Origin of the sequence: Lactococcus sp. DD01 (assembly GCF_001578715.1) — a bacterium.
GTDB classification, from domain to species: Bacteria; Bacillota; Bacilli; order Lactobacillales; family Streptococcaceae; genus Lactococcus; species Lactococcus petauri.
The window spans coordinates 774,388-780,466 of sequence record NZ_KQ968939.1 but is presented as its reverse complement, the minus strand read 5'-3'; the positions used below and the strand labels follow the sequence as shown (position 1 = coordinate 780,466).

Below are 6,079 nucleotides of genomic sequence, written 5' to 3'. Positions count from 1 at the left end.
AAAACTGAGAGCTTTTTTAATTTTATTTGTTTTGACGATTGTTAAAATAATTTAAGTATCCAATTGATGATAACATAATAATCGCTGGAAGGAATTGTATTAAGTAGCGACTTCTACCAGCTTCGAATATTGATAAGTATAGAATAACCCCAAATAATACAATCTGCAGGTAGAATTCAAAATTAGAGGTCTGCCTAAATTTTTTAAAATAAGCAACCAGTCCCAAAATTATTATAGACCAAGCGATTTGAAGGTATAGGGCGTAATTACCATAGTGAGGATTTCCAACATAGATTACTGATCTTATCTTTTGACCAAATTTAGAGTTTGTAAATTTGGTTTTAACAATATTTTGTTCTTTTAAAACATTTTCTGCAGTCCAACCTAGACTACCATCTTGTGTAAAAATTTTAAATTTAGTACTTTGGTGTTTGATAAGACCCAAAGTACCAAATCGTGAGAATCTTTTTTTTACATCCTCTTTAAGTTGAGGTTCCAGTTCAGATCTTGGTTTAAATTGACCCTTAGCGTCCAAAAACTTAACATCCTGACTGACTGCTGCATGATCTGCTCCTGTAGCAGTCAAGCCTAAGTCTACAAAAAACCAGGGACTCATACTGTATTTTCCATCATATTCTACAAACTTTTGATTTTCCGCATAAAAATTAATAGCGAAAGTCATTGTGAGCATCCCTAAAAGAAGGAGTAAGCTCCGAATGAACAGGCGCTTAAGGTTCACTTGTTTCTTGTCGAAAATCAATCTATATATAATCAGGAGGATTAAGGCGATAAGGTAAATAAAAATGGGTACTCTAATTTTGTAGGCAATACTAAAAAGAAGGCCAATAGCAAACCATCTAAAAATCCCAGCTTTATCTAAATTTATAATCACTAAATAACACAGCAGAGCCATTAGGAAGAAGGTAGCTGGATCGCTATAGAAAGATAAAAAATGTGGTTGTAACCCAAATAGAAATAGGCTTTCTAAAAAGACAATTCGAGCTAATTTTTCCCCCTTCAAATGATCAACCAGACCCGTCAGCAATAAAATACCGCCATCAATAAGTAGAGCATTTAAAATTGACACGGTTAAAATAAGGTGCGGGGCTGTAACAATGCCGTTCAATATTTTAAAGGTGATAAAAATGAGAAAGTTATTCGGAAATAAGGAGAAGTACCTAATGGATGAACCACTGTGTGTTGGTGGAGCGGTTGCTACCTTATATAGAATAGAAGCATCTCCGTTGGGAAGGCATTGGGCAAATACAGATATCACAATCTGACCTATGAAAAGTATTCCGATAACAAAATAACGATAAGTATAAAGGAGTTTGAAGATCTTGATAACCAAGGGTTTTAGAGATTTATAAAAGATGATTCCCGAAACAATTCCCAAAACAAGTAGTGATAAAAAGAATGTGTGACTTATACTTGGAAGAACATCCGAAAAAATATACCTTACAGACCAAAAAAGCCAATAAAACGAAAGTAAAAATAATAAGAAGAAAAGTATTCTTTTTATTCCGCTATCTATGTGTTGCATCCCCATTTTTCTTATTCACTCCTGTAAAATTAAAATTTTCCAATATTTATATTTTATCATAAAACCAAAGAAATTAAATCCTTATTTTATGGAAACACCAATAAAAATCACCCCTTAAAAAAACTATGTTTAAAATATCAATAAGTCTCCTCCAGTTAACAATTTTTTTTTATGATTATGATTTTTTGTGCCTAAACTGCATATCGCAAAGCTAAAATTTAACCTTTTTTATTCAGTTTACCTTAAGATACAAGACTTATAATACATACATTCCATAAAAAGAGTTGGAGATTTTCAAAAACTATTTTTTATCTCCTTGCTCTGCACTAGTATTATCGAAAAAAATGGCCATTAAAGTAGACCACTATTAGGAGGTCTCTTTTTATATGAAAACTTTTTCACTAATATTCCCAAATAAAAAAGAGGGATAACCTTGAGGGATTAAGCTTTCTTTATCGTAGTAAATTTTTGACAATTGATAATAAAGAGAATATAATACTAACAGTGTTAGATAATTAATAGTGTTAGGAATGGAAGTTATGGATTACAATCAAGCAGCAGAAACTTTTTTATCTTGTGTGAAGAGTCGCAGTAAAACTGAAGTTATGAGCCGTTTTAGTAAGTATGCGCATGGTGAAAAACTCGTTTTGGTTGGCCTCTATAAAAATACTGGCTCACCAATTTTACCTAGTGACATTGCGAAGCAAACCAATATGAGTACAGCGCGAGTAGCAACAATTCTCAATAATCTTGAGGAGAAAGGACTTGTTACACGTGAAATTTCTCGTACGGACCGTCGTAAAATTTTAGTGGCTATCACGGCTAAAGGTCGTGAAGAAGCGGAGCAATCAAGAAAAGAAGCTGTGAGCCGTATTGTGAAAATCCTTGAACGAATGGGCGAAGAACGCACCAAAAGTTTTGTCGAAAATGTCCAACTATTTTTTGATTTAGCAATGGAAATATTTGAGGAGGAAAACGAAAAAGTATGACTGAAGAATTAACAAAAGATCAGCCACTCGATATTCATGGGAAACCATTTAATCGAGGGATTGTTCTTGCACTTATTTTGATTGCTACTTTTGGAGGGATGCTCATGCAAACCTCATTGGGTACAGCAATGCCCACATTGATGAATGATTTTAATATCTCTTTAGCTACGGGGCAACAAGCCACAACATGGTTCTTGTTGGCAAACGGAATTATGATCCCTGTATCGGCCTATTTAACAACAAAATTCCCAACACGCTGGTTGTATTTGATTTCTTATGCAATTTTATTGGCTGGAATGTTTGTCGCCTATTCGGCACCGACTTCGACATGGAGCGTCTTTTTAGGAGCTCGTATCATGCAAGCTATTGCCGTTGGTATTTCGATGCCCTTGATGCAGGTTGTTATGGTCAATATGTTCTCACCAAAACAAATGGGTGCTGTTATGGGTGCTATGGGACTTGTTATAGGTCTTGCACCAGCAATTGGCCCTACTTATGCAGGATGGATTCTAGATAAAGATCATGTCATTTTAGGATTCACTCTGGAACAATCATGGCGTACAATCTTCTTGATTCCAATGGTTGTTATTGCCATTTGTTGGGTATTGATGCTTATTTTTATGCGTGACATTGTGCCTAATCGTGACATGAAGCTAGATTTTATGTCATTAGTCGAATCAGTTCTTGGTTTTGGGCTCTTTTTATGGGGTTTTACAAATGTAGCTAGCGATGGCTGGGGTGATCTTCAAACGGTTATCCTACCTATCGTTGCGGGGGTAGCAATCATTGCTCTCTTTGTCCGTCGTCAATTGCATATGGAAACACCATTCTTAAATGTTTCCGTATTTAAAAATAAACAATTTGCTTTGACAACCGTTGTTATGGCACTTTCAATGATGGCTATGATGGGTGTTGAGATGATGTTGCCTTTGTATATGCAACAAGTCCACGGTCTTTCACCATTGAGTTCAGGTTTGACACTCTTACCTGGTGCCTTGATGATGGGGATTGTGAGTCCACTTGCGGGTGCTGCCTATGATAAAGTAGGTGCGAAACGCTTGGCCCGTGTTGGTTTTACCATTTTGGCCATTGGTACAATTCCATTTATGTTTTTGACAACAACAACACCAGAACACTTTATTACTGTGCTCTATGGTTTGCGTATGTTTGGTATTGCGATGGTAATGATGCCTCTAACTGCATCAGCCATGAACGCTTTACCACGCGAACAATCAGCACATGGTACTGCAGCAAATAGTACAGCACGTCAAGTTGCTTCAGCTGTTGTTGTGGCGCTCTTAAGCTCTGTTACGCAAAATATTATTACCAATTCACAACCTGCAGCAAGCTTGAAAGAGTCCAACCCACTTGCTTTTGCAGGAGATATGTTAGATGCCATGCTTAAAGGCTATCACGCCTCTTTCGCTATAGGGTTAGCCTTTGCTATCCTTGGGCTCGTGCTTTCATTTTTCCTTCAAGGGCATATTGTTAAAAACAAAAAAGAAGTAGGAGGTGAGAAATAATGATTATCATACTTATTGTTTTATTTACACTTTTAACCTTCTACGGCTTTATCCACATTGATAAAATATTTTGGCGTGGTCTTGTTGGTGGTTTATCATTAGTCCTACTCACAGCATCAGTTATGGCTTTGACAATACACATTAAAGATAACTGGGGTATGGAGAAAGTAACTTCTACTGAAACGAAGAAAATTTACACAGCAGGAGATACTAATGCTGCCTTTGGGATGCTTTTAAAAGCAGAAATCGGTCAAGATACTAATAATTATGCTTTAGTCTACCGTACAAACAAAGAAGATAAGGAGCCTGAAGTTCATTTCCAACCGGATCAAAAACATATGGTTGAAACTTTGAAAAAAACGGCAGACTACAAGCTGACGTCTGAGTCTGAAGCCAAAGTTGTTACAACAACAGTCAAATGGAAATTTAAAGACAACTTTATGAAGTTCCTTTTCGGTATTGGCGGAGAAGAAGGAAAGCTTGTTTCTCAACACGCGCGTGCTTACGTGCCTAAGGATACGTGGCTCGTCTTGACCCAAGATGAAGCTAAAAAACTTCAACAAGAAGTACCAGCGATGCAAGCTCAGCAAGAAGCAGCACTGAAAGCAAATCCTGCGCAAGCAAAAGCAATGATGGAACTACAAAAGAACAGCCCAGAGGAATTCACAAAACTGCAAGTTAAGCAGATTAAAGAACGCCTAGGCCTTAAAGAATAACAAGAGAGTCTGAATTTATTCAGACTTTTTTCTTTTAAAGTGTATAGAAAACTGAACTCTTCCCTAATATACGTAAAAAAACAGGAAATGTAACTAAATTGTAATTTTATTCGCTGGGAAATATTGTAAAATAGTGAACATAGAAAGGTTGGTATTATAAAAGTGAACTCTGATAGTAGAAAAAGAATCAGGAACTTGGTGATTGGTGCTCTTCTTACGGCTTTAGGGATTTTAATTCCGATGATTATGCCGGCAAAAATCGTAATTGGCCCCGCATCATTTACTCTTGCTTCACACGTGCCAGTTATGGCCGCTATGTTCTTTAGCCCTTATTTAGCAGCGCTTGTAGCTGTTGGGACCACACTTGGTTTCTTTATTAGTGTCCCAGTTCCCCTTATCTGGATGCGAGCGGCAACTCATATTGTAGTAATGACTGCTGGTGCTTGGTTCTTGAAGAAGAATCCAGATTTAGTTGACAAAAAAGTTAAACTACAAGTTTTTAACCTGATTTTGGGAGTTTTCCACGCAGGATTGGAGGCCTTGGTTGTTTTAGCCTTTTATCGTATTGGTTTTGCAGATCTTAATCCTCAAGCCTTAAATAGCTTGCTTATGCTTGTCTTCTTCGGTGGAATTGTTCATAGCTTTGTCGATTTCAACCTTGCATTTGGTTTATGTAAAGTCCTCAATAAAATTTATACTATTGATGTCTTTAAAAATTCAAAATTAAAATCATTAGCAGAATAACACCAGACAATTGCGCTCATGAAGAGCGCTTTTTTGTATCTTCTTCCTTCTTGGATATGATATAATTGAGTAACTATGGAAAAATTATCAGATGCGGAAATGTATACTTGGGAATTTTTGGAAGAAAACAAGTCAAAAGTTCAATTGATGTCAATTACTCAAATTGCTGAAGAAGCACATGTGAGTACAGCCACAATTGTGCGAACTCTCAAAAAAAAGAGGATTTGATGGCTTTGCCGATTTCAAAAATTCTCTCAAAAGAAATAAAAATGGAGCTAATGCGGAAGAAAACAAAATAGTTGGTTTGTCTGACGAGGCTAATCAATATGTTTTTAAGAACTTGATTGAAGTTTCACGGACGATTGGTTTACTTAACCCTGCCGACTTGGAAGCTATTTCGAAAGCTTTAGTGGAAACGAAGATGATCATGACAGTAGCGCGTGGCGCAAGTGAAGCTGTAGCGGATGATATGATTCATCGGTTTCAAACGCTAGGGAAAAATGCAATCAGTCGTTACTATGATGATATGGAAATGTATGCTGAAAAACTGACTTCAGAAGATAT

Annotated in this window: 7 protein-coding genes; 6 read left to right on the top strand and 1 reads right to left on the bottom strand. The window is 36.5% G+C overall.

All coding sequences use genetic code 11. The features are described from left to right. Positions 1-22: 22 nt before the first annotated feature. On the bottom strand, positions 23-1,549 hold the full coding sequence (locus LACDD01_RS03800) for a glycosyltransferase family protein (protein ID WP_061413254.1): 1,527 nt from the start codon (positions 1,547-1,549) through the stop codon (positions 23-25). 533 nt (positions 1,550-2,082) lie between these two features. Between LACDD01_RS03800 and LACDD01_RS03795 the strand changes: the two genes are divergently transcribed. The 6 genes from LACDD01_RS03795 to LACDD01_RS03775 form a co-directional block, all read left to right on the top strand. Next, positions 2,083-2,532 (top strand): MarR family winged helix-turn-helix transcriptional regulator, encoded by a 450-nt coding sequence (locus LACDD01_RS03795; RefSeq protein ID WP_029343317.1) that lies wholly within the window; start codon positions 2,083-2,085, stop codon positions 2,530-2,532. Next, on the top strand, positions 2,529-4,055 hold the full coding sequence (locus LACDD01_RS03790; RefSeq protein ID WP_019292130.1) for an MDR family MFS transporter: 1,527 nt from the start codon (positions 2,529-2,531) through the stop codon (positions 4,053-4,055). Before LACDD01_RS03795 ends, LACDD01_RS03790 begins: the two co-directional genes overlap by 4 nt. Next, positions 4,055-4,771, top strand: coding sequence for a DUF4811 domain-containing protein (locus tag LACDD01_RS03785; RefSeq protein WP_061413253.1), 717 nt, complete (start codon positions 4,055-4,057; stop codon positions 4,769-4,771). Before LACDD01_RS03790 ends, LACDD01_RS03785 begins: the two co-directional genes overlap by 1 nt. A gap of 162 nt (positions 4,772-4,933) precedes the next feature. Then, positions 4,934-5,515, top strand: coding sequence for a hypothetical protein (locus tag LACDD01_RS03780; protein WP_004258153.1), 582 nt, complete (start codon positions 4,934-4,936; stop codon positions 5,513-5,515). Positions 5,516-5,590: 75 nt separating this feature from the next. Then, on the top strand, positions 5,591-5,743 hold the full coding sequence (locus LACDD01_RS12285) for a hypothetical protein (protein ID WP_231863372.1): 153 nt from the start codon (positions 5,591-5,593) through the stop codon (positions 5,741-5,743). Continuing rightward, positions 5,712-6,079: MurR/RpiR family transcriptional regulator (locus LACDD01_RS03775; RefSeq protein WP_369814474.1), on the top strand; the 368-nt coding region annotated here is incomplete at its 3' end. The genes LACDD01_RS12285 and LACDD01_RS03775, both read left to right, overlap by 32 nt.